A 23572-nucleotide genomic window follows, 5' to 3' on the forward strand; every position below is an offset into this window, starting at 1 on the left:
GCCCGCTCGGGACTACTTCGCCGCGTCGGCCGCCTTCACCAGCGCGTCCTTGGTGACCGCGCCGACGTACACCTTGCCGTCGTCGGTGATCAGGGCGTTGATCAGGCGGGTCTTGAAGACGGTGCCCTTCCCGAAGCCGCCGGAGACCTTGTCGCCGAGCGAGTCCAGGAAGCCGCCCATGTCACCGCCGACCTCGGAGCCGGACGGGACGCCCTGGCCGCCGGTGTCGAAGGTGGCGATGGAGTCCCAGCCGTCCCCGATGACGTTCAGGCCCTCGGGGCCGTTCTTGCCGAACTCGTCGGCGGCGCCCTTGCCGAGGTCCTTGGAGGGACCCTTGCCGGGGTGCTCCGCGTGCCCGGATGCCTTGGGCGCGTCCCCCTCCTCGACCTTCGCGCCCTTCGGCGGGGTGAAGTCGAAGGTGGCGGCGGCCGGCTTGGCGAAGCTGACCTGGGTGAAGCCCGCGTCCACGACGGCGGAACCGCCGCTGGCCGGTGTCAGCGTGAACTTCAGCGGCAGACCGGTCTTCGAGTCCACGGCCACGGTGATCTGACCGACCGTGGAGCCTTCGTCCTTGGGCTTGATGACCAGGCGGTAGGCGTCCCGGCCCGCGACCTGCGCGGTGCCCTCCACCGTCACCGACGTGGTCTTGTCGGCGGCCTTGAGGGCGTCCTGGGCGAGGTCCTTGGGCGTGGCCGGGAGCTCTTCCTTCTGCTTCCCCTCGCTCCCGGAGGCCGTGGTGTGGAAGACGGAGTTGGACTTGCTGTCGTACCCCCAGACGTCCTTGCCGTTGTGGATGAGGCTGTACTCGGCCGCGTTCTCCAGCAGCGAGACCTTCTGCCTGTCCTCGCCGTCCGCCGCGACGCGCAGCGTGTGCGTGCCGGAGGCGAGTTCGGTGAGCTTGGTGGTGGGGTCGGCGGACGAGTCGCCCGATCCGGAGGGTCCGGCGGCGGAGCCGAGCGAGCTCTCCAGGCCGCCGAGGTCCGGCAGACCGAGATCCGTGGTGATCTTCACGGTGCCGGAGAGCTGCTGCACGTCCGACGCGGCGATCTTCTCGATGAGTTCCTGTGCGCTGATCTTCGGCAGGTCGGGGTCGCCGGAGTCGGCGAGCGCCGGGACGAGCCCGATGGTCGCCGCCGCGATCCCCACCACCGTGGCCGGCACGACGTACCGCGCGGCCTTGCGCCGACGCGCGGAACGCAGCTCTTCGGCGTCCGCGGCGGTCACGCTGTCGTCGGATTCGTACGGTGCCATGTGTGCCTTACCTCCGTCGTCGGCGGCGGCTGTCAACTCCCGTGCGTCCACCTGTAGCCGCCATTCTCACCCGAATCGGTGAGGAGTGGTGTTTTCCGTGATGTCCATCTGACCAAATCGGCCATGAGCATGCGTCAGCCCTCGGGGCCAACTCCACGTACACCTGGGGTATGACACGACATGCCGACGCCCCCTACAACCCGTAGGGGGCGTCACTGCTCGGGACCGGCCGGACCTGCCCGACCGGACCTGGGGCTGTCACGAAGGTGGCCTCTGCCGCGCGACGCCCGGCGCGCTCCCCCAGAGGGGGCACCCCCACTCGCCGCACCGCCCGAAAGCCCGACTGCGCCCAGTACGAGGGCTTCGGGGCGGCACTCCCCCAGCCTCCGGCCGGCGACCCCCAGAGCACGCACCGAACGCCGCGCGGCCGCCCTCCGGGCGACGAGGCCACTTTCGCCAACGGGCTCTAGCCCGCCCGGTGGACCACCGCGTCGCACAGCTCCATCAGCGCCGCCCGCGCGCCGCACTCCCGCAGCGGGGCCAGGGCCGCGCGCGCGTCCTCCGCGTAGCGCACGGTGTCCCGGCGGGCCTGCTCCAGCGCGGGATGGGTGCGCAGGGCGGCCAGTGCCTCCGCGTGCCGGTCGTCGTCCGTGAGGTCGGAGTCGAGGAGCTCGCACAGGGCGATGTCCTCGGCCAGGCCGAGCCGGGCGGCGCGCTCCCGCAGCCGCAGGACCGGCATCGTGGGGATGCCCTCGCGCAGGTCCGTGCCCGGCGTCTTGCCGGACTCGTGGGAGTCGGAGGCGATGTCCAGGACGTCGTCGGCGAGCTGGAAGGCGACGCCGAGGCGCTCGCCGTACTGGGTCAGGACGTCCACGACCCTCTCGTCGGCACCGGACATCATCGCCCCGAAGCGGCACGAGACCGCGACCAGCGAGCCCGTCTTGCCGCCGAGCACGTCGAGGTAGTGCTCGACCGGGTCGCGGCCGTCCTGCGGGCCGGCCGTCTCCAGGATCTGGCCGGTGACCAGGCGCTCGAACGCCTCGGACTGCACCCGGACCGCCTCGGGCCCGAGGTCGGCCAGGATGTGCGAGGCCCGGGCGAACAGGAAGTCACCGGTCAGCACGGCCACCGAATTGCCCCAGCGGGTGTTGGCGCTGTCGACGCCCCGCCGGACCTCGGCCTCGTCCATGACGTCGTCGTGGTACAGCGTCGCGAGGTGGGTCAGCTCCACCACCACGGCCGACGGCACCACGCCCGGCGCATAGGGGTCGCCGAACTGGGCGGCGAGCATCACCAGCAACGGCCGGAAGCGCTTTCCACCCGCCCGCACCAGATGCTGGGCGGCCTCCGTGATGAAGGGGACCTCGCTCTTGGTGGCCTCGAGCAGTCCCTCCTCGACAGCCGTCATTCCGGCCTGGACATCGGCTTCCAGAGCCTGGTCCCGCACGCTCAGCCCGAACGGCCCGACGACGGTCACGAGGGGTCTCCTGTCTGCTGGTGTCTACTGGCGGTTACGCGGAATGTCGATAGGTCGCTGCCATCACTCAAGTCAGCGTATCCGGTCACCTTTGGATCACCGATAGCGCCCGCCCCGTCCATGCCAGGCGGTATCGGATCACGACCGGTATGTTTTTGATCACCTGAAAAGAATGGATATCAATCGATTTGTAGGGAAGTAGTCGCCCTCGTCGTGACACCCGGCGCACTGAGACCGACGGGACCCCACCGATGCGCATCCGTACGTCCTTCCCCTACGAGACGGTGCACGACGACGTCCGCATCCCGCTCCCGGACGGGACACTCCTGTACGCACGCGTGTGGCGACCCCTCACCCAGGAACCGGTACCCGCGATCCTCGAATACCTGCCGTACCGCCTCACCGACTGGACCGCGCCCCGCGACGGGCAGCGCCACCCCTGGTACGCGGGCCACGGCTACGCCTCGGTCCGGGTCGACGTGCGCGGGCACGGCAACAGCGAGGGCCTGCCGGGTGACGCGCACTCGGCGGCCGAACTCGCCGACGGGGTCGAGGTCGTCGACTGGCTGGCCGCGCAGCCCTGGTGCGACGGCTGGGTCGGCATGTTCGGCATCTCCTGGGGCGGCTTCGACTCCCTCCGGATCGCGGCCCTCGCACCCGAACCGCTCAAGGCGGTCGTCACCGTCTGCTGCACCGACGACCGCTACGACAACGACGCGTACTACAGGGGAGGTTCCGTCCTCGCGGCCGACATGCACGCGTGGGCGGCGACGATGCTGGCCTTCGTCGCCCGGCCGCCGGATCCCCTCCATGTCGGTGACGCCTGGCGGGAGATGTGGCTCGCGCGCCTCGACGCGGTCGAACCGTTCGTCCACACCTGGCTCGGCCACCAGACCCGCGACGACTACTGGCGCCACGGCAGCGTCCGCGAGGACGAGGACTACGACGCGATCGGCGCGGCCGTCCTCGCGGTCGGCGGCTGGCACGACCCGTACCGCGACACGGTCCTGCGGCTCGTCGAGCACCTGCCGGCCGACCGGGTACGGGGGATCGTCGGCCCCTGGTCGCACCAGTACCCGGACCGCGGCCTGCCGCCCGGCCCGGCGATCGGCTTCCTCCAGGAGACCCTTCGCTGGTGGGACCAGCACCTCAAGGGCATCGACACCGGCGTCATGAGGGAACCCCTCCTGAGGGCCTACGTCAGCGACTCCCACCCCCCGGCCACCGTCCTCGACACCCTGCCCGGCCGCTGGGTCGGCGAGCCGTCCTGGCCCTCCCCCCACGTGACGACGGTGGCGTACGGCCTTCAGGGCGCCCCCGTCCTGGTCCGCTCCCCGCAGCACACGGGCGTGGACGCCGGCCGTTTCCGCCCTCTCGGGAACGACGCCGACCTGCCGCCGGATCAGCGGGAGGAGGACGCCCGTTCGGCCTGTTTCGAGTTCGCGACGGGCGAGGAGACGTGGGTCCTCGGGCGGCCGCGGGTGCGGCTCAGGGTGACCTCGGAGGTGTCGCGCGGGCAGATCGCCGCGCGGCTCTGCGATGTCGCCCCGGACGGGTCGTCGACGCTCGTCACGCGAGGGGTGCTGAACCTCTCGGCCCGCCATGGACGGGACCGGGTAGTGCCCTGGGAGCCAGGGGCCACACAGGAGGTGGCCTTCGAGCTGAACGGCATCGGGCACGCCTTCCCGCCCGGTCACCGCATCCGGCTCGCCGTCTCCTCCGCGTACTGGCCGTGGATCTGGCCGCAGCCCGGCTCGCAGGCCGGATTCACCCTGGAGCCGGCGGGCAGTTTCCTCGAACTGCCGGTACGCGCGCGGGAATCGGCCTCGGACATCGCCTTCGAGGAGCCGGAGCAGTCGGCGCCGCTCGGGGTCACCCGCGGCGTAGCCGCTGACGGATGGAGCCCCGCCACCCTGGACGAACCCCGCCCGGAGCGCCTGGTCGTCCGTGACGTGGCCAAGGGCGAGTGGCGTCTGGAGGTCGACCCCAGGTACGGCGGCACGCGCGTGTACCCCGACGGGCTGGAGATCACCGAGGACGCGCTGGAGACGTACACGATCGACGAGCAGGACCCTCTGTCCGCCCGCACCCGCTCGGACTTGACGATCCGGCTGCACCGCCCCGAGCTCGCCTGGGACACCACCGTCCGCACCCGCTCGGAGATCACCTGCGACGGGACGGACTTCCACACCTCGGACGAGGTCGTGTGCACCGCCGGCGACGAGGTGGTCTTCCATCGGACGTGGGAGAAGCGGATCCCACGCACGGCCGGTTGAACACGAGTTGGGCATTCCTGACCGTTTTACCCCTCTTGCGCTTGGCTGTGACTTGGCCCACGCGGACGAACGGATCGGCGAACATCCGGAATCTGTCGATCCACCTTTCGCCGTGCGCGAGTTGAGGCTTGGCGAACGCAAAGGATCAAGTGCCTCAAATGCCTCTTACCAAGGTCAATAGGCATCGCATGTGAATTCGCCACTTGTTCCGGACATGTGCTCTCGCATACGTTCCCGGCCTGTCGGGCGGCCGCCGAATCCTGCCACCGCCCGCTACACCCACCGAGAACCACGGCAGGAGCGGGGGAACCAGGTAAGTCGCCGGGCCGGATGTCTTCGGACATACCGGTACGGCTTGGGGTGAAGTCGCGCTTTTCGCAAGCGTGGCCGGGCAGCTCCCGCCCGAACCCGACAGCTCACCTCGCAGGCGACGGAGAGGAACTTCGCCATGCCCGCTGCCGCTCAGCACCGCCGTCCCGTTACCAGCCGTCTCGTCCGCAGGCTCGCCGTCGCCGGTACGGGCGTCGCCGTCCTCGCGCTCCCGCTCATCGGCGCGACCAGCGCGTCCGCGGCCACCCCGACCGTGCAGACCGCGACCACGCTCGGCTACTCCAACACCCTCGACGGCTGGATCCGGGCCTCCCTCGCCGTCATGGCGGAGCACGGCATCCCCGGCTCCTACGACGGCATCTACCGCAACGTCATCCGTGAGTCCTCCGGCAACCCCTACGCCATCAACCTCTGGGACTCCAACGCGGCCGCCGGCACGCCCTCCAAGGGCCTGCTCCAGGTGATCGACCCGACCTTCAACGCGTACCACGTGGCCAACACCTCGTGGGACCCGTACGACCCGGTCGCGAACATCACCGCGGCCTGCAACTACGCGGCGCAGCGGTACGGGTCCATCGACAACGTGTTTGGCGCGTACTAGGAACTACGCCTGGCTGAACAGTCTTTCGAGGACGACGGCGATGCCGTCGTCCTCGTTCGACAGGGTCACCTCGTCGGCCACGGCCTTGAGTTCGGGGTGGGCGTTGGCCATCGCCACACCACGGGCCGCCCAGTCGAACATCGGGATGTCGTTGGGCATGTCCCCGAAGGCGATCGTCACCTCGGGCCCGAGTCCCAGGTGTTCGGCGGCCAGCGCGAGGCCGGTCGCCTTGGTGATGCCGCATGGCTGGAGTTCGACGGTCCCGGGGCCCGACATGGTGACCGTCGCCAGCGAACCCACCACCGACCGCGCCGTGACCGCCAACTCGTCGTCGGACAGGTAGGGGTGGCGCAGCAGCACCTTGCTGATCGGCTCGCACCACAGGTCGTCGCGCCGGCCGACCCGCACCGCGGGCAGGGTCGGATGGGGCATCAGGTAGCCCGGTTCGATGAGCGTGAGTCCGTCGACTCCGTCCTGGTCCACGGCCGCGTACACCTGCCCGACCTCGGCCTCGATCTTGCCCAGCGCGGTCTCGGCCAGCTCCCGGTCCAAGGTCACCGACCAGAGCAGACGGTCCGCGCCGGCGTCGTACACCTGCGCGCCCTGTCCGCACACCGCGAGCCCCGTGCTGCCGAGGTCGTCGAGCAGCGGCCGCACTCTGGGCGCCGGCCGGCCCGTCACGACGAGATGCCGGGCCCCACCCGCGGCCACCCGTGCGAGCGCGGCCAACGACCGGTCGGAGAGGGTGTCGTCGGTCCGCAGCAGCGTTCCGTCCAGGTCAGTGGCGATCAGTGAATATGCGGAAGAGGCGGCCATGATCAGAGAATACGGATGGTTGGCCCCTCCGACTCGACGCGAACCGGACGGCTGCTGCTTTCACATGCGTTGACGGCGGTTCCGGTTCCGGGGTGCGGCGGTCACGCGCTGGTACGGCACGGCCCCGGCCGACGGACCCTGCCGGGCGCGGCCCGAAACCCTCGGCCGGTCGCGGGCGTTCACCACCACCGGCGGACCCTTGTGAAGGCCGCGAGCCTCCCGCTCTCCGGCGGCGGCCTCCCGGCCTCCCCACGAGCCGACGGGTGGTCTTGGCCGAGGACTTCGACGGTGGGCCAAAGTGGCCGGTGCCGCTCGCGCTTCACCGGCTGCGGCGCCGCCGGCCTGACCGGCCGCATAGGCCACCTGACCGGCCGCCGAGACCGCCATGCGCGCCGTCGCGTTCGCCGCCGCGGAGACCGCTGTACCCCCGCGCCCGGGCCGCCCCTCGGCGCTTCCCGCGGAGCGCTACGCCGAGTCCCGGACCACCAGTTCCGTCGGGAGGATCACTCCGGCCGTGTCCTCGCCCGCGATCTGGGCGAGGAGCATGCGGACCATCTCGGCGCTGATGCGGTCGAAGGGCTGACGCATGGTGGTGAGGGCGGGGGCGATGGCGGTGGCCGCCGGGGAGTCGTCGAAGCCGCCGACAGCGATGTCATCGGGGACCGAGCGCCCGGCCTGCTGAAGGACGCCCACCACACCCAGGGCCATGAGGTCCGAGGCGACGAACACCGCGTCCAGGTCCGGGGCCTGGGCCAGCAGGCGGCGGGCCGCCCGTTCGCCGCCGCTGCGCCGGAAGTCGCCCTCGACGACGAGTGCCGGGTCGTAGGGCAGGCCCGCCTCGGCGAGCATGTCCCGGTAGCCGGCCAGCCGGTCGGGGCCGCCCGGCATGTCCAGCGGCCCGGTGACCATGCCGACACGGCGACGGCCGCCGGCGAGGAGATGACGGACCATGTCCTGCGCGCCCTCCCGGTCGGCGGCGGCCACGTAACTCACCTTGGTCCCCCGCCCGATCGGCTTGCCGCAGACCACCAACGGGATCCCGGCGTCGTGCAGTTCTGCCGCGACCGGGTCACCGCTGTGGTTGGAGAGCAGCAGCACCCCGTCGACGTGGCCCGAGGTGATGTACCGGGTCAGCCGGCGCCGGTCGTCGTCGCTCTCGGCGAGCATCAGCAGCAGCGGGATGTCGTGCTGGGCGAGCCGCTCGGTGCAACCCCGCAGCAGGACGTTGAAGTTGGGGTCCTCGAAGAACTTCTCCTGCGGCTCGGTCAGCAGGAACGCCACCGAGTCCGACCGGCCCGTACTGAGGCTGCGGGCATGCCGGTTGACCACGTACCCGGTCTTCCTGACGGCGGCCTCGACCGCCCGCCGGGCGGCGGGCGAGACGTAGTGGCCGCCGTTCAGGAAGCGGGAGACGGTGCCCCGCGAGACGCCCGCCTCCCGGGCCACGTCGTGGATGGTCGGTGGCTTGCGGCGTCCGTTCGCGCTGGTGGTCATGTTCCTCGTTCGGAGACGTTCGTGAAGGGGAGCCCGGAGCCTCAGGCCTTGACCGAGCCGCTCATCAGGTCCAGGGACCAGAACCGCTGGATCACCAGGAAGAGCCCGATCAGCGGGACGATCGCCAGCAGACACCCGGTGATGACCAGGGTGTACAGGGCCGGTTGCGAGGCGCCCTGGGCGAGCAGCGTGTACAGGCCGAGGGTGATCGGGAACTTCTCGTCGTCGGCCAGCATGACGTAGGGCAGCAGGAAGTTGTTCCAGATGCCGACGAACTGGAAGAGGAACACCGTGATCAGCCCGGGCATCATCATCGGTACGGCGATCCGCGAGAAGATCCGCCACTCGCTCGCGCCGTCCATGCGGGCGGCCTCCATGAGTTCGGCGGGCACGGACGCGGCCGCGTAGATGCGGACCAGGTAGACGCCGTACGGCGACAGGATCGACGGCAGCAGCATCGCCCCGTACGAGTCGGCCATGCCGAGCTTCGACAGCAGCAGGTACTGCGGTACGGCCAGCACGATGGACGGCACCAGGACGCCGGCCAGGATCATCTTGAAGACTGCCTCACGGCCGCGGAAGCTGTAGCGGCCGAGCGCGTAGCCGCCGGCGGCGGAGACCGCGGCGGAGAGCAGGGCGCCGAGACCGGCGTAGAAGGCCGAGTTGGCCATCCACCGCCAGAAGATGCCGTCCCGGTAGGCGGTCAGGTCGCTGAGGTTCTGGAAGAAGCCGCCGCCGGGGGCGAAGGTGAAGGTGGAGAAGAGCTCCGACCGGTCCTTGGTCGCCGCGACGACCACCCAGGCGATGGGGATCAGGCAGTACAGCGCGCCGAGGATCAGCACGAGCGTGGGCACCCAGGCGGTGCGGCGCGCCTTCGTGGTGGTGCCGGCGGTGAGGGTGAGGGGGGTCATGCCCGGTCCTCCCGGGTGTAGCGGTCGGAGATGCGCAGCAGGGTGAAGGACAGGACGAACGTGGCCAGGGCCAGGACGACCGCGGTGGCGGAGGCGCCGTAGATGTCGGACTGGAGGAAGGCCTTGTCGTAGATGGCCATCAGGGGGCTCCACGAGCTGGGCAGGCCGTTGGTGAGCGGCTTGAGGGCCATCGGCTCGGTGAAGACCTGGAGGGTGGCGATCACCGAGAAGAAGAAAGTGAGCACCAGGGAGGGCATCACGATCGGGATCTTGATCTTCAGGGCGATGCCCAGGTCGGTCGCACCGTCGATCCTGGCCGCCTCGTAGATGTCCGGCGGGATCGCCCTGAGGGCGGTGTAGATGACGATCATGTTGAAGCCGGTGCCGCCCCAGACCGCGATGTTCGCGAAGGAGAGGTAGAGGTTGCCGCCGTCGAACAGGTCGGGCTGCGGGAGGCCGAACTTGTCCAGCAGGTAGTAGAAGGGGCTGACGTCCGGCAGGTACAGGAAGCCCCACATGAGGGCGGCGATGATGCCCGGCACCGCGTACGGCAGGAAGATCATCAGCCGGGCGAAGGGCGCGCTGCGCGCCTTGGGCGTGTCCAGCATCAGCGCGAACAGCAGCGCGAGGCCCAGCATGGTCGGGATGACGATGAGGCCGTAGCCGAAGGCGCGCAGGATGCTGTGGCCGAACTCGGAGTCCTTGAGGACGTCGGTGTAGTTGCCGAGGCCGTTCCACACCTGCTCGCGGGCGCCCTTGCCGAGTCCGATGCCCTTGACCCGGACCTTGTGCAGGCTCAGCCAGATCGCGTACCCGATGGGCACGACGGTGAAGGCCGCGAAGAGGGTGAGGGTGGGCACCAGGAACCAGTACGGTGCGCTGCGGCCACGGCGGCGGGGGCGGCTGGGGCGGACGGACTGGGCGGTGCCGGTGCCGTCCGCCAAGGGCCCGGCCTCGGTGAGGACGGAGCCCTTGAGCGGAGCGCTGGTCATGCCTCGGTCACCTCGAAACCCTGCTTCTTCATGTCGCCGAAGGTCTTCGACTGCATGGTGGCGAGGGCGGAGTCGAACTGGGTCTCCTTCTTCGCCTTGCTGGCCTTGCCGAAGGCGTCCTGGAAGGTGGTGTAGGCCGTGTTGACGTTGGGGCCCCAGGCCGCGGCGGCGGTGGTCGCGGCGATCTCACCGGCCGTGGTGTAGAAGTCCGCCTGGTTCGAGAAGAACTCCGGCGTGGTCAGGACGTCCCCGGACTGGCCCTTCGTGGCGGCCGGGTAGATCGCGACCTCCTTGACCAGGGCGGCCAGCGCCTCCGGGTCGGTGTTCAGCCAGGTGGCGAACTTGGCGGCGGCCTCGGCGTGCTTGGAGTCGGTGGAGACGCCGGTGGAGGAACCGCCCCAGCTGCCGGTGACGTTCTCGCCGGACTTCCACTGCGGCAGCGGGGCCATGCGCCACTTGCCCTTGGTGTCGGGCGCGGAGGAGACCAGCACACCGGGCGCCCAGACGGCGGAGACCCAGGCGAGGTGGGTGCCCTTGTTGAGGGCGTTGTTCCAGGCCGGGGTGTACATCGGCTGGTTGTCGATGACGCCCTCCTGCACGAGCCCGCCCCAGAACTCGGCGACCTGCTTGGTGGCCGCGTCGTCGATGCCGACGGTCCACTTGCCGGACGGGTCGACGGTCCACCACTTGCCGCCGGCCTGCTGGGAAAGGCCCGCGAACAGGCCGGGGTCGTTGGCGGAGAACGTGGTCAAGTAGGCGTCCGGGACGGCCTTCTTGGCGGCGCGGGCGGTCTCGGCGAACTCCGTCCAGGTCTTCGGGACGGTGAGGCCGTGCTTCTTGAAGAGGTCCTCGCGGTAGTAGAACATCAGCGGCCCGGCGTCCTGCGGGATCGCGTAGAGCGCGTCCGTGCCGAGGGTGACCATGCCCCACAGGCCCTCGGCGAACTGGGACTTGGTGTCACCGGCGTACTTGGTGATGTCGGCCAGGACGTCGTTGGAGACCAGGGTCGGCAGCGACTGGTACTCGACCTGGATGAGGTCGGGGGCGTTGCCGGCCTTCTTCGCGGTGATCAGCTTGGAGACGATCTCACCGCCGCTGGCCTGCTTGGACACGGTGACCGTGATGTCCGGGTTCTTCTTGTTCCAGATCGCGGCGACCTTCTCCATGTTCGGCGCCCACGACCAGTAGGTCAGCTTGACGGGCCCGCTGCTCTCGCCGGAGTCCTTGTCGTCGGAACCGCCACAGGCGGCGAGCGTGCCGGTGAGGCCGAGGGCTGCGGCCCCGGCAAGGATGGTGCGCCTGCTGATCTGGCGGCGGTTGATCGACATCTACATCTCCCCTGACTTGGAACCAGCCGGTCTCGAGACGTCGCGCGTTCGCGGCAACCGCCGTGGGGGGAGGTTCTGCGGACGTGGCCGAGAGGCTGTGCGCGAGGGCCGCGCGACTCTGTGATCGTGCACAGTAGAGAATTGTTTCGGCCCCTTGTCAATGGCGGGTGCGTGGGGTTACCTACTTGTTGCTCGCCGATGACAGGGGCGAGGTGAGCTGTGCACGATCACAGAAAATCAGGGGTTTTCTGTGATCGTCAGGCGTTACGCCGACTCCCCTCGCCCCGTTCTACGGACCCCCTCGGGCGGCGAACTGATCGCAGCGCCGGTATCTCCGTGACCGTTCATGAAAGGCCCCCTCCTGCAATGGGCCGCTGCCCGGGGCGGCCGCCATCACGGCGCGTTAAGGCAGGCCATGCGGGATCGCCGAGACCGCATACCCGTTCGCGCTGGAGAGCGAGGATGACGTCAACGACCCTGTACGACCCATCGCAGCTGACCGAGGGCATGCCGAACGGGCAGGGACTCGGCTACGGCTACCGGGTTTCATCGGCAGTGCATCGGTGTTCACGCCGGTGGTGAAGCCGATCTCGTGACTGTGGGGCGGAGCGCCACGGTGACATTCCGGCAGAGAGCCGGACGCTGCAACCCCGGGGTGAGGCAGGGAACGGATGTTCCCGGCGACATCGCGTGCCGCCTGTTCGTACGATCGCCGAATGCAGCTTCGGTATGCTTTCCGTTTGTACCCGGAGCCTGGTCAACGCGCCGCGTTGGCGCGGGCGTTCGGGTGTGCCCGTGTCGTGTTCAACGACCCGGTGCGCGCCCGTGAGAATGCCCGCGCGGCACAGCGGCCCTGTCCCAGCAGTTGATCACCCACGCCAAGAAGACCCCCGAACGTTCCTGGCTGGGCGAAGTCTCCTCGGTCGTCCTGCAGCAGGCTTTACGGGATGTGGAGGCCGCGTACCGGAACTTCTTCGCTTCGCTGAAGGGGGAGCGCAAGGGGAAGAGGGTGGGTGCGCCGCGGTTCAGGTCGCGCAAGGATGCCCGGCAGGCGATCCGGTTCACTGCGAACGCCCGCTGGAAGATCACCAGCGGTGGGCGGCTGACGCTGCCGAAGATCGGCGACGTGAAGGTGACGTGGTCGCGCGTCCTGCCCGCCGTGCCGTCCAGTGTCACGGTCATCCTGGACTCGGCGGGCCGGTACTTCGCCAGCTTCGTCATCGACACCGACCCCGACATTGACCGGGCCCGCTGGACGGAGCCGGACCTCGGGGCCGCGATCGGCATCGACCTGGGGCTGACTCACTCGCAGTCCTCTCCGACGGCACGAAGATCGACAGCCCCCGGTTTCTGTGCCGGGCGGAGAAGAAACTGAAGAAGGCCCAGCGGGAGCTCTCCCGCAAACAGAAGGGATCGAACAATCGGGCCAAAGCCCGTATGAGGGTCGCCCGCGCCCACACGGCTGTGGCCGATGCGCGCAAGGAGTTCCACCACCAGCTCTCCACGAAGTTGATCCGCGAGAACCAAGCGGTCGCGGTGGAGGATCTGGCGGTGTCGGTACTGGCGCGCACGACGCTGGCCAAGAGCGTGCACGACGCGGGCTGGGCCCAGTTCGTGACCATGCTGCAGTACAAGGCGCAGCGGTACGGACGGGCCTTCGTCAAGATCGGCCGGTTCGAGCCCACCAGCCAGACGTGCTCCGCCTGCGGCCACCGGGACGGGCCCAAGCCTCTGCAGGTGCGGGAATGGACCTGCCCCGTCTGCGACACCGTCCACGACCGGGACCACAATGCCGCGATCAACGTGAAACAGGCCGCTGGACTGGCGGTATCGGCCTGCGGAGCGCCGGTAAGACCAGAACCCGTTCTGGCACAGCGCGAAGAAACAGGAAGCCACGGAATCCTCGCCGAAAGCCATGTCGCGTAGCGGCACGGCTTTCGGCAGGGACGGCCAGAATCCTCGCCCTTCACTTCAGGGCGAGGAGCAAGTCAATGGGAGGGTCTGTGGACCCACCCCCACCCACCGCTCCCTACCTCCCGGCGCGGGCACCGGCTGGGACAGACGGACCTGTCCTTGGGCAACGCGTGGGAGAACCTGGCGCTGTTCGACTTCGAGGACAGGGCGCTGCGGGGGCTGCGGACGCTCGGGCGTTATCGGTCGTAGCCCCTCGGTGGCCGCTGCGGGGGTGTAGCCCGATACACCCCGCATAGACCAGGCAGCTCCCTCGTGGCCGCGGACCGGTGACGGAATCGTGGACGGCATCGAATCCCGCCCCGAGAAAGGGTTGGCCACAGCCATGCGCCGTAGCCTCACCATCGCCACCGCCCTGACCGCCGTCGCCCTCACCGCCGTCCTCGCCACCGGCTGCGACCCCGACGACGTGGACAACTCCCTGGACTGCGTGTCGAACGCCGACACGATCGCCGACAGCGTCAAGGCCATCCACGAGGCCGGCTGGGACGCGGTGAAAGACCCCTCGAAGACCGACGAGTCCATCGCCACGATCGACAAGAACGTCGACGAGATCAACAAGGCCCACGACGACTCGGCCGGCAGCAAGGTCGACAAGGCCGTCAAGGACCTCGACCAGGCGATCGAGGACTACAACAAGTCCATCCTCGACGGAGACGCCCACCCGGACACCGGCAGGATCGACGCGGCGGCCGACCGGCTGAAGGACGTCTGCACGTCGTGAGGCCGGCCGTGGGCGGCAGCAGGTGCCGGGCGCGTGTCTGCACCTCGTGAGGCTAGCCGTGGGCCGCCGCCAGGTGTCGGGCCAGCCTCGGGGAGGCGAACTCCGTGCCGCACACGAAGCGCATCACCGGGCCGTAGGACGCCGCCGCCGGCAGGCCCGTGAAGTACAGGCCCGGCACGGAGGAGACGTATCCGGCGCCGAGCCTGGGCGTGCCCCGGCTGACCGCGAGGGCGGCGCGCAGTTCATGGCCGAGGAAGTCCATCGCGGCGAGGTCGACGCGGTAGCCGGTGGCCGCGACGACGTGGTCGGCGTCGAGGCGGTCCATGGTGCCGCCATGGGTGCGGACCTCCAGGGTCGGACGGCCGCCGGCCGTGTCCGCCTTGAGGATCCGGTCCACCTCGGTGACCTGGACCTTGCCCTCGAAGCGGTCGCGCAGCCACCACGCGCCGAGCGGGCCGAGGACCCGCCGGACCAGGTAGTGGCGGGCGCCGGCCGGGAGCCGGCGGTAGGGGTGCGGGTAGTAGGTCAGGGCCCACAGCGACCAGGCGCGGCCGAAGGGCGACTCCGGGCGCAGCCTCGGCTGCTTCCACGGCGGGGCGCCGAAGTCCACACTGCCGCGTCCACGGGCGACCACCCTGACCTGGGCGCCCGCCTCCGCCGCGAGGGCGGCCGTCTCCAGCGCGGACTGGCCGGCGCCGACGACGATCAGCTCCTTGCCGGAGTACCGGCTGAGGTCGTGGTGCTGGGAGCTGTGGGAGACCGGACCGGTGGGGGCGGGGCCGTCGGGTGCGGCGGCGGACAGTTCCGGGGGCAGGTGGGAGAGCCCCGAGAGACCGGTGGCGACGACGACCGCCCGTGCGGTGAACGACTCCCCCGAGTCCAGCTTGAGCTGGAAGCCGCCCCGCTCGCTGCGGTCCACGGACACCACCCGCACCTGTTCCAGCTCGGGCACCAGCTTCTGCTGGAACCACTGGCCGTAGGCGATGAAGGTCTCCACGGGGATGATGTCCTCGTCGGTCACCAGCCGGCGGATGCCCGCCGCGTCGCAGTAGTCGACGAGGGTGTGCCCGGGCTGCGGCGCGTCCAGGTTGGAGGCGGCCGGGGTGGACTTGAGGAGCATGCCCGCGGGCATGTGGTCGCGCCAGCTGACCATGGGGTCGCCGAAGACGCGCACGGGGATGCCGCGCGCCCGCAGATGGGCCGCGGTCGACAGGCCGAAGGGCCCGGCGCCGATGACTGCTACCGGTTGGATCACGAAGTCCCTCCCCAGGACGTTCACTTCGTCACTTCGTGGTGGTTCCGCTGTTCGTGGAGCCGCTGTTCAACTGGTCGATCTGCCGCGGCGGTTGGTGCGCCACAGCTGGTAGAGATGCTTCGCGCCGGGCCGCACGAAGCGCCCGAGCATGGTGAGGAACGGCAGCGGGTCGTCACCCGCGAACCAGGCCAGTTCGGTCCCGCTCGGCCGCGCCGGCGCGTGCGGGGTCGTATAGCCGCTGCGGCGGTAGGCGAGCAGGGCGGGCAGGTCGATGTTCTCCACGACATAGCGGTGACCGGCCCGCTGTTCCCCCTCCGGGACGGCCCGCCCGGTCAGGTCCAGGTGCATGGCGCGGACGACGTCCACGCCCGACTCGCTCTCGAAGAGCCGGAACTGGGCGCCCATCCGGGGGTTGAAGTCGAGCAGTTTGTACTGACCGTCGCGCCGGTCGAAGCGCAGGTCGAGGTCGATGATGCCGGTGTAGCCGATCTGTTTGACGAAACGTGCGGCGAGGTCCGCGAGTTCCGGGTTGTCGACGACGTACGCGTTGGCCGTCATGCCCGCGTGCGGCGGCCAGGAGCGCACCTTGACGCCGGTGAACAGGGCCAGCGGGGTGGAGTTGTCGTCGAAGTAGGCGTGCACGATCCAGTCCTCCGCCTCCTTTCGCGGCAGGTACTCCTGGAGGATCACCCCGGGCCGCTCGCCCCAGTCACGGGCGAGGGCGAGCAGCCCTTCACGGGTGGCGATGCGCGTGGTGCCGCCCACCGCGGGCCTTCGGCGCCGTACGAACGCCTCGCGGTTCTTGGCCACCACCGGGAATCGGGCCGTCTCGGCGAAGGCCACGATCTCCTCGTACGACTGCGGGAAGGCGGCCCGCGGGCTCGCGATCCCGTGTTCCACGCACAGTTCGTGCAAGCCCTGTTTGCTGGCCAGCCGGCGGGTGAGGCCGGGCTCCACGCGCGGGAAGAGGAACCGGCCGAAGAGGTCGCTCTGGTGCTCGGCGATCAGGACCGCCGCCTCCTCGTCGGTCGGGACGAGGACCGCGGGGCGGCCGATGCGGCGCCCGATCCGGATCAGCCCCTCGACCAGCCGGCCGGGGTCCTCGGTTCCGGTCGTCGGCCAGACGAAGGCGCGGGTGAGGTACCGGGAGGCGGCCGCGGGCGTGTATCGGTCCTCCGTGATGGCGTACATGGGCACACCGAGGCGGCCCAGACTGCGGATCGCGCCGACTCCCCCGTGGTGCAGGGGGTAGTCGCCGAACTTGACGATCAAGGCCGGTACGTCACGGTCGACCTTGAACGGCACACTGCTCGCGCTTTTGGCCACAATCCCCCCACGCGTCCCCCCACGGACGCGACCCCACCCACCCCGTCCGTGCTCGCAAAGGACGCTAAGCCGGAATGGAAGCCTCCGACCGTCCCTTAACAGGACATTGCTAACTCTTTAGCCACATCGCCAACCCTTCAGACACTCCCGTGACCGGCGACTCGGCCGTAACGTGTGGCCCGACCACCCGGACCGCAACGTGTGCCGCGACCACCTGGTCAGCACGGCATGCGCGAGAGTGAGGCAGCACCCCATGCCCCCCTTCGACCTGCCCGAGGGCGACCCCTTCGGCCCGCACAACCTGCCGTACGGCGTCTTCTCGCCCTCGGGCTCGGCCGACCGGAGCGTCGGCGTCCGGCTCGGCGACCACGTCCTCGACGCGGGAGCCGCCGCCGCGGCCCTCGGCTCCCCGTACGTCTCCCTGCTCGCCCGGCCCTCCCTCGGCCCGCTTCTCGCCGCCGGCCGCACGGCCTGGTCGGACGTGCGGCGCGCGTTGACCGCGTGGGTGACGGTGCCGGCGCACCAGGAGGCGATCGCTGGCCTCTTCCACCCGCTGTCGTCGGTCGACCTCCACCTCCCCTTCGAGGTCGCGGACTACGTCGACTTCTACGCCTCCGAGAACCACGCGCGAAACGTCGGCCAGATCTTCCGCCCGGACGCGGCGGACTCCCTGACCCCCAACTGGAAGCACCTGCCGATCGGTTACCACGGCCGCTCGGGCACGGTGGTGGTCTCGGGCACGGACGTCGTACGGCCCTCGGGGCAGCGGAAGGCTCCCGCCGACGCGGCTCCCGTCTTCGGGCCGTCCGTGCGACTCGACATCGAGGCGGAGGTCGGCTTCGTGGTCGGGGTGCCGTCCGAGCTGGGCCGGCCGGTCGGGCTCGGCGACTTCCGGGAGCACGTCTTCGGACTGTGCCTGCTCAACGACTGGTCCGCGCGGGACATCCAGGCCTGGGAGTACGTCCCTCTCGGACCGTTCCTCGGCAAGTCCTTCGCCACGTCGGTGTCGGCGTGGATCACCCCGCTGGACGCGCTGGAGGAGGCGCGGGTGGCGCCGCCGGAGCGGACGCACGAGCTGCTGCCGTATCTGGACGACTCCGCCTCCGACGTGGAGCCGGGGGGCTACGACCTGCGGATCTCCGTCGCGATCAACGGTCACGTGGTGTCGGAGCCGCCCTTCTCGAGCATGTACTGGACGGCGGCCCAGCAGTTGGCGCACATGACGGTGAACGGGGCCTCGCTCAGGACGGGTGACCTGTACGGCTCGGGGACGGTGAGCGGGCCCTCCGCCGCCGAGCGCGGGTCGCTGCTGGAGCTGACCTGGAACGGACGGGACGCGCTGGAACTCCCCGACGGGAAGCGGACGTTCCTGGAGGACGGCGACGTGGTGGCGCTGTCGGCGTGGGCTCCCGGTCCGGACGGGGTCCGGGTGGGGCTGGGGGACGTGGTGGGACGGGTGGTGTCCAGGGACGTGTGAGGCGTTCGGAGCCGTTCGAGCCCTGCCACGCGGCCTCCACGCACGGCATACTGGCGGCGGGCGGCATGCGTGGGACGACGTGCGACCGCCCAGCAGCGCCTCACCACACCGCCCCACCTCCCCTGTCTCCGATCAGGATCCGGAGCCCGTGGCATGACTCTCTGCCTGCTCCTGCTGAGCACCGTCGCCGTCGCGGCCGCCGTGCCGGTGCCGCGCGCGCTCACCCGGGCCGCGTGGCCCGAACGGGAACCGGTGGTGGGGCTGTGGGTGTGGCAGTGCCTGGTCGCCACGGTGCTGCTGTGCTGCCTGACCGCGCTGGTGCTGGGCGCGGCGGCGGTCTTCCACACGGTCCGCGACCATGTGTTCGCCCCGGCGCCGCCGGCCGTGACCGCGGCGTACGACCTGTCGGCCGCGCCGGTCTGGGCGGTCGCCTCCACCCTCCTGCTGGCCGCCGGTGCCGCGTGGACCACGGCGATGCTGGCCCGTGAACTGGTCGAGGCCCGTCGGCGCCGGGGCCTGGCCCGTGAGCATCTGCGGGAGCGCGCGCCGGACCTGCCGGCCGGGCTGGGGGCGGCGACCCGCGGACCGCTGCTGGTGCTGGAGGACGAGTACCCGGACGCCTGGTGGATGCCGGGGAATCCGCCGCAGCTGATCGTGACGACCGGCGCGCTGCACCGGCTGACCGACCACCAGCTGGACGCGGTCCTCACCCACGAGCGCGGCCATGCGCGGGCCCGCCACGACTGGCTGCTCCACCTGTCGACCGCGCTGGCCACGGGGTTCCCGCGGGTACCGCTGTTCGCCCACTTCTGCGACCAGACGCACCGGCTGGTGGAGCTGGCGGCGGACGACACGGCGTCGCGGCGGTGCGGGCATCTGACGACGGCGCTGGCGCTGATCGAGCTGAACCAGCATCGAGGGGTGCTGTCGTGCGCGTCCAGTCATCGGTTGCTGGGTGAGCGGGTGGATCGGTTGCTGGAGCCGCCGCCGCGGTTGCTGCGCAGGCAGCGGGCGCTGACGTCTGCGACGGCTGCGCTGGTGCCGTTGTTGCCGTTGCTGATCGTTTTTGGGCCGGGGTTGTCGGCGCTGGCGTAGGGCGGTCGTTTTTCGGCTTTCGGCCGGTGGGGGCTGGGCGCGCAGTTCCCCGCGCCCCTGGGTGGGTGCAGTCACCCCCACCTTTCACCGGCAGGTGGCACATCTCGCCCCACAGGCATAGGAACCGCAGGTCAGGCGGTGAACCGTTGCTCCGTCAGGTGGCGCAACAATTCGGCAACACAGGTTTTCCTACCAGGTCGGTATGGTTCCAGCCATGCCAGCCACCGACCGTATCCGGGACCACGCCGGTCAGGGCGCGACCACCGTCGCCGCCCGGGCCCGGCGCCGGCTGCGGGCGGACCAGGCACGGCAACTCGCCGATCTCCTCCGCCACCAGATCCTCACCGGCGGCTTCGAGAGCGGCAGCCTGCCCCACGAGACGACCCTCGCCGCCGACTACCGCGCCTCCCGCAACACGGTCCGCCAAGCCCTGGACCTGCTCCGCGCGGAGGGCCTGGTCGACCGCCTCCCCGGCGTCGGCACCGTGGTCGTCGGCCGGAAGTACCCCCACGGCCTGGACCGTCTGATGGGCCTCGCGGAAACCCTGCGGGAACACGGCACGGTCACCAACGAGGTCCGCACCATGGGCCCCGCCCCCGCCCCCCACCCGGTGGCCCGGCGCCTCCAGGTCGCCCCCGGCGCCGACGTCCTCTACATCGAACGTCTGCGCCGCCTGAACGGCCTGCCCCTCTCCCTCGACCTCACCTACATCCCGCTCGACCTCGGCACCGCCCTACTCGGCGCCGACCTGGAGAACACCGACGTCTTCCGCCTCCTGGAGACGATCACCGGACAGGGCCTCGGCCACGCCGAGATCACCCTGGAGGCGGTGAACGCCGACACGCACTCCGCCGCCGTGCTGGAGGCCCCGCGCGGCGCGGCCGTCCTCATGCTGGAACGCCTCACCCACCTCGCCGACGGCCGCCCGGTCGACCTGGAGTTCATCCGCTTCCGCGGCGACCGCATCACCATGAGCGGCCTGCTGCACCGCTCCCTCTGACCTCTTTCCGAGCCGTTTCCTGGAGACAGCCATGCCCTTGGTGCCCCAGCGGGCCGACGTGCCCGTGACCATCGACGAGTCGAAGTGCATCGACGGCTGCACGCTGTGCGTGGACATGTGCCCGCTGGACTCCCTGGCCATCGACGACAGCAGCGGCAAGGCCTACATGCACGTCGACGAGTGCTGGTACTGCGGCCCGTGCGCGGCCCGCTGTCCCACCGGAGCCGTCACGGTCAACATGCCCTATCTGCTCCGGTGAGAGGTCCTGAACTCCCATGAAACACAAACCAGTTGTCGCCGCCCTGCTGTTGCTGGCGCCGCTGACGGCCTGCGGCAGCGCCCAGGCGGGCGACGGTTCCACGGTCACCGTCACCGTCGGCTACCAGTCCAGGACCATCAACACGGTCACCGCCGGCACCCTGCTGCGCTCCCTCGGCTACTTCGAGAAGGAGCTCAACTCGCTGCACGACGGCCGGACCTACAAGGTCGACTGGCAGGACTACGCCACCGGCGCCCCCATCACCGCCCAGATGACCGCCGGGAAGATCGACATCGGCTCGATGGGCGACTTCCCGCTCCTCATCAACGCGGCCCGCGGCAAGCAGCTCGGCAAGCCCACCCGCCTGGTCGCGGTCACCGGCTACAACCTCCGCGGCGGTCTGAACACGATCGTCACCTCCCCGGACTCCAAGCTGGCCTCGCTCGCCGACCTCAAGGGCAAGAAGGTCTCCACCAGCGTCGGCTCCGCCGCCGACGGCACCCTCGTCCGCGCCCTCCAGCGCGCCGGCATCGATCCCGACAAGGGCATCGAGAAGCTCAACCAGCAGCCCGCCGTGGGTGCTTCGGCCCTGACGGCGGGCAGTACGGACGCGCTCTCGCAGTTCGTCGCCTGGCCCGGCCTGCTCACCTACCAGGGCAAGGCGAAGGCCCTCTACGACGGTGCCGAGCTGAACCTCCCCACCTTCCACGGTGTCACCGCCCGCGAGGACTTCGCCGAGAAGCGCCCGGCGGTCCTGGAGGCGTTCCTGAAAGCCCAGGCCGAGGCCACCGACTACCTCGACGACCACCCGGTCACCGCCGCCGAGTCGGTCGCGAAGGCCACCGGCCTGCCCGCCGAGGTCGTCTACCTCTACAACGGCGCCCACGGCATCGCCACCTTCGACCCTGCGGTCAAGCCGCAACTGGTCTCCGCACTGAAGCAGGACGTCTCGGTGCTGAAGGCGGCCAAGCTGACCGGTGACATCGACGTGGACTCCTTCGTCGACGACCAGTACGTCAGGAAGGCCCTCGGGGCCGGTTACGCGGCCCGTCTCGCCGCCGCTCCCGCCGCCTCCGCAAGCGAGGTCTGGCCCAAGGGCGCCTCCGGGACGCGGAGCTTCAAGACGCCCGCGGAGCTGCTGAAGTACGTCTCCGCGCATCAGGACGGCATCCGCGCCGCCTATGTCCCCGACGCCACCACCGGCACCCTCTGGTTCGCCGACAAGGCGGTCTGGGTGGCCGACGGCGACCGACTGCTGCCCTTCGTCGCCCCGGAGACCGCGCGGGCGTACGTCTCCGCGCACGGCGGCGCCCGGGTCGTCACATACGCCGACGCACTGGAGCGGGTGTCGTGAGCCGGCCCCTGCCGAAGGCCGGCCGGTACGCGCTCAGGGTGGCGTCCCTGGCGATCGCCCTCGGCGTGTGGCAGCTGCTGACCAGCCTCGACATCGACCTGTGGCTGCGCTTCTCGCAGTTCCCCACGGTCACGGACGTGGCGAGCGCCTTCGCCGACCGGTTGTCCGGCCCCGACTACTGGACGGACCTCACCGACAGCCTCACCCGCATCCTCACCGGCTTCCTGCTCGCCGCGGTGCTCGGGGTGGCGACGGGCGTGCTCATCGCGCGCTCCCGCCTCGCCGAGGACCTCCTCGGCCCGGTTCTGGAAGTCGTCCGCCCGATCCCGGCGATCGCCCTGGTTCCCGTCGCCATCCTGCTGTTCCCCTCCAACGAGCAGGGCATCGTCTTCATCACCTTCACCGCCGCCTTCTTCCCCGTCCTGGTCTCCACCCGGCACGCGGTCCGCGCGCTGACCCCCGTATGGGAGGAGGCGGTGGTGACCATGGGCGGCGGCCGGTGGCGGATCCTCGCCTCGGTCGTCCTGCCGGGCGCCCTGCCCGGCATCTTCGGCGGCCTCTCGGTCGGCATCGGCGTCTCGTGGATCTGTGTGATCTCCGCCGAGATGATCTCCGGCCAGTACGGCGTCGGCTACCGCACCTGGCAGGACTACACCGTCGTCAACTACGCGGGCGTCTTCGTCGGCATGGTCACCATCGGCGTCCTCGGCTGGCTCACCTCCACGGCCGTGGAGCTGCTGGGGCGGCGGTTGACGCGGTGGCTGCCGAGGACGTCGTACGCCGGCGGGCGACCTCTGAGGCGGGCACGCGCCACCTCGACTGCCGTGGCTGTCAGCCCCAGGGCGAAGGAGGGCATCCCTCATGACCAGCTCGTCTGACCGGCGTCCCCGCCCCGGCACCGGTGCGGCACTGGCCCTGCACGGCACCGCCCTGGGACGGCCCGACGCACCCGTACTCGACGCGGTGGAGCTCGATGTGGCCCCAGGTGAGATTCTCACCGTCGTCGGCCCCTCCGGCTGCGGCAAGTCGACCCTGCTGCGCACCCTGGCCGGCCTCCTGGCTCCCCTCTCCGGCCGGGTCACCCAGGACTCCCGCCCTCTGACCCGCCCCTCGGCCGACCGCGCGCTGGTCTTCCAGGAGGACGCCCTCCTGCCCTGGCGCACCCTGCGCGCCAACGTCGAACTCCCCCTCGCCATCAAGGGCCTGCCCCGCGCCGACCGCCGCGCACAGGCCGAGTCCTGGCTGGCCCGGGTCGGACTCGCCGACCACGCCCGGCAGTTGCCGCACCGCGTCTCCGGCGGACAGCGCCAGCGTGCCCAACTGGCCCGCGCCCTAGCGGGCGCACCCCGTGCCGTCCTCATGGACGAACCCTTCGGCGCCCTCGACGCCCAGACCCGCGCCGGCATGCAGGACCTGCTGGTCGAGGTGCTCCGGGGCACGGGCGCCACGGTCGTCTTCGTCACCCACGACGTGGACGAGGCCCTCTTCCTCGGCGACCGCGTGGCCCTCCTCGGCGGCGGCCGCCTGACCGCCGTGCGCGATGTCCCGCGCCCGCGCGACCGGTCGGCGCACGACGATCCCGCGCGCGTGGCGCTGCGCCGCGACGTCCTCTCCTCGCTCGGTACCTGAAAGGCC

At 70.5% G+C, this 23572-nt stretch carries 19 protein-coding genes, 1 pseudogene and 1 riboswitch; of the genes and pseudogenes, 11 read left to right on the forward strand and 9 right to left on the reverse strand.

Translation table 11 applies throughout. The annotated features are described in order from the left end of the window. Nucleotides 1-12: 12 nt before the first annotated feature. Entirely contained in the window at nt 13-1251 is a 1239-nt protein-coding gene (locus tag H293_RS0124885) for a LolA family protein (RefSeq protein ID WP_020120560.1), read from the reverse strand. A gap of 466 nt (nt 1252-1717) precedes the next feature. Then, nucleotides 1718-2728 (reverse strand): polyprenyl synthetase family protein, encoded by a 1011-nt coding sequence (locus H293_RS0124890; protein ID WP_020120561.1) that lies wholly within the window; start codon nt 2726-2728, stop codon nt 1718-1720. 251 nt (nt 2729-2979) lie between these two features. Here H293_RS0124890 and H293_RS0124895 point away from each other — a divergent pair, with 251 nt between their 5' ends. Together H293_RS0124895 and H293_RS0124900 are read left to right on the forward strand one after the other, a co-directional pair. Continuing rightward, complete coding sequence (locus tag H293_RS0124895) at nt 2980-5004, forward strand: CocE/NonD family hydrolase (RefSeq protein WP_020120562.1); 2025 nt, start codon at nt 2980-2982, stop codon at nt 5002-5004. A 270-nt stretch (nt 5005-5274) separates the two neighbouring features. Continuing rightward, a riboswitch (cyclic di-AMP (ydaO/yuaA leader) is annotated at nt 5275-5449 on the forward strand. Between the two features lie 3 nt (nt 5450-5452). Continuing rightward, on the forward strand, nt 5453-5935 hold the full coding sequence (locus H293_RS0124900; RefSeq protein ID WP_020120563.1) for a transglycosylase SLT domain-containing protein: 483 nt from the start codon (nt 5453-5455) through the stop codon (nt 5933-5935). A 3-nt stretch (nt 5936-5938) separates the two neighbouring features. On the opposite strand, the gene H293_RS0124905 is transcribed toward H293_RS0124900, so the two are convergent. The 5 genes from H293_RS0124905 to H293_RS0124925 all read right to left on the reverse strand — a co-directional run bounded on the left by H293_RS0124905 (nt 5939) and on the right by H293_RS0124925 (nt 11476). Continuing rightward, entirely contained in the window at nt 5939-6751 is an 813-nt protein-coding gene (locus H293_RS0124905) for an HAD family hydrolase (protein WP_020120564.1), read from the reverse strand. Nucleotides 6752-7216: 465 nt separating this feature from the next. Next, a complete protein-coding gene (locus tag H293_RS0124910) occupies nt 7217-8245 on the reverse strand; it encodes a LacI family DNA-binding transcriptional regulator (protein ID WP_020120565.1) in 1029 nt (342 codons plus the stop codon). Between the two features lie 41 nt (nt 8246-8286). Next, nucleotides 8287-9156, reverse strand: a complete 870-nt coding sequence (locus H293_RS0124915; RefSeq protein ID WP_020120566.1) for a carbohydrate ABC transporter permease — start codon at nt 9154-9156, stop codon at nt 8287-8289. Next, on the reverse strand, nt 9153-10148 hold the full coding sequence (locus tag H293_RS0124920; RefSeq protein ID WP_020120567.1) for a carbohydrate ABC transporter permease: 996 nt from the start codon (nt 10146-10148) through the stop codon (nt 9153-9155). Before H293_RS0124920 ends, H293_RS0124915 begins: the two co-directional genes overlap by 4 nt. Then, on the reverse strand, nt 10145-11476 hold the full coding sequence (locus H293_RS0124925; protein ID WP_020120568.1) for an ABC transporter substrate-binding protein: 1332 nt from the start codon (nt 11474-11476) through the stop codon (nt 10145-10147). The genes H293_RS0124920 and H293_RS0124925 overlap by 4 nt, the downstream gene beginning before the upstream one ends. 716 nt (nt 11477-12192) lie before the next feature. On the opposite strand from H293_RS0124925, the pseudogene H293_RS52870 reads away from it, so the two are divergent. Together H293_RS52870 and H293_RS0124940 are read left to right on the forward strand one after the other, a co-directional pair. Beyond that, nucleotides 12193-13402, forward strand: a pseudogene (locus tag H293_RS52870) (RNA-guided endonuclease InsQ/TnpB family protein). 370 nt (nt 13403-13772) lie between these two features. Then, complete coding sequence (locus H293_RS0124940) at nt 13773-14171, forward strand: hypothetical protein (protein WP_020120570.1); 399 nt, start codon at nt 13773-13775, stop codon at nt 14169-14171. A 52-nt stretch (nt 14172-14223) separates the two neighbouring features. Here H293_RS0124940 and H293_RS0124945 read toward each other — a convergent pair whose 3' ends face one another. Beyond that, on the reverse strand, nt 14224-15426 hold the full coding sequence (locus H293_RS0124945) for an FAD-dependent oxidoreductase (RefSeq protein ID WP_028808170.1): 1203 nt from the start codon (nt 15424-15426) through the stop codon (nt 14224-14226). 66 nt (nt 15427-15492) lie between these two features. Next, on the reverse strand, nt 15493-16731 hold the full coding sequence (locus H293_RS0124950; RefSeq protein WP_020120572.1) for a carboxylate--amine ligase: 1239 nt from the start codon (nt 16729-16731) through the stop codon (nt 15493-15495). Between the two features lie 274 nt (nt 16732-17005). Here H293_RS0124950 and fahA point away from each other — a divergent pair, with 274 nt between their 5' ends. From fahA to H293_RS0124985, 7 genes are all read left to right on the forward strand, one after another. Further along, entirely contained in the window at nt 17006-18229 is a 1224-nt protein-coding gene (gene fahA, locus H293_RS0124955) for a fumarylacetoacetase (RefSeq protein WP_020120573.1), read from the forward strand. A 153-nt stretch (nt 18230-18382) separates the two neighbouring features. Further along, a complete protein-coding gene (locus H293_RS0124960; RefSeq protein WP_020120574.1) occupies nt 18383-19324 on the forward strand; it encodes a M56 family metallopeptidase in 942 nt (313 codons plus the stop codon). Nucleotides 19325-19538: 214 nt separating this feature from the next. Then, nucleotides 19539-20324, forward strand: a complete 786-nt coding sequence (locus H293_RS0124965; RefSeq protein ID WP_020120575.1) for a GntR family transcriptional regulator — start codon at nt 19539-19541, stop codon at nt 20322-20324. Nucleotides 20325-20355: 31 nt separating this feature from the next. Next, the gene (locus H293_RS0124970) at nt 20356-20583 is read left to right on the forward strand and encodes a 4Fe-4S dicluster domain-containing protein (protein WP_020120576.1); all 228 of its coding nucleotides are present in this window, start codon (nt 20356-20358) and stop codon (nt 20581-20583) included. A gap of 16 nt (nt 20584-20599) precedes the next feature. After that, on the forward strand, nt 20600-21937 hold the full coding sequence (locus tag H293_RS0124975; RefSeq protein ID WP_020120577.1) for an ABC transporter substrate-binding protein: 1338 nt from the start codon (nt 20600-20602) through the stop codon (nt 21935-21937). Beyond that, nucleotides 21934-22815 carry an ABC transporter permease gene (locus tag H293_RS0124980; RefSeq protein ID WP_020120578.1) on the forward strand — a complete coding sequence of 294 codons (882 nt, stop codon included), beginning with the start codon at nt 21934-21936 and terminating at the stop codon, nt 22813-22815. The genes H293_RS0124975 and H293_RS0124980 overlap by 4 nt, the downstream gene beginning before the upstream one ends. Next, nucleotides 22799-23566, forward strand: a complete 768-nt coding sequence (locus H293_RS0124985) for an ABC transporter ATP-binding protein (protein ID WP_020120579.1) — start codon at nt 22799-22801, stop codon at nt 23564-23566. Before H293_RS0124980 ends, H293_RS0124985 begins: the two co-directional genes overlap by 17 nt. Nucleotides 23567-23572 lie beyond the last annotated feature (6 nt).

Origin of the sequence: Streptomyces canus 299MFChir4.1 (assembly GCF_000383615.1) — a bacterium.
Lineage (GTDB): Bacteria > Actinomycetota > Actinomycetes > Streptomycetales > Streptomycetaceae > Streptomyces > Streptomyces canus_C.